Origin of the sequence: Brucella grignonensis (genome assembly GCF_002252505.1) — a bacterium.
Taxonomy (GTDB): Bacteria; Pseudomonadota; Alphaproteobacteria; order Rhizobiales; family Rhizobiaceae; genus Brucella; species Brucella grignonensis.
Window position 1 is genome coordinate 1 of the sequence record NZ_NNRL01000029.1, and the last position, 368, is coordinate 368.

Sequence of the window (368 nt, forward strand, 5' to 3'; positions counted from 1 at the left end):
CGCGTCGAACGTTGTTGTCGGTTCGGTCATTGTCCTATCCCTTCCGCTATCTCGTGATGCCCTTGGTCTGTTTGAGCGCCCGCATCTGGCGCTCGGCGATGATGTCCTGGGCCTTGTCGGCGCGAACGGCATTCTGCAGCACCTTGAGGCCGGGCTGCATGGCCTCGAAGACCTTGCGCTGCGCCGCCGGCACCCGATCGATGACGTTTGCCTGCGCACGTCCAACCGCATTCGGCCCGAACCTCTCGTCGAGCGCTTTGCTGACGGCTGCGAACTCCGCTCTGACCGTTGCGTCCAGAGAACGCACCAGACGGGTTATATCCTTGGGTGACTTTTCGGCAGCGGCGGTCAGGCGGGCCAGCTCGGAT

General features: G+C 63.3%; 1 protein-coding gene. It reads right to left on the bottom strand.

What is annotated here, in order from left to right; all coding sequences use genetic code 11:
* Nucleotides 1-46 precede the first annotated feature (46 nt).
* The coding region (locus tag CEV33_RS00305; protein ID WP_141211516.1) for a hypothetical protein at nucleotides 47-368 on the bottom strand (322 nt) is incomplete at its 5' end.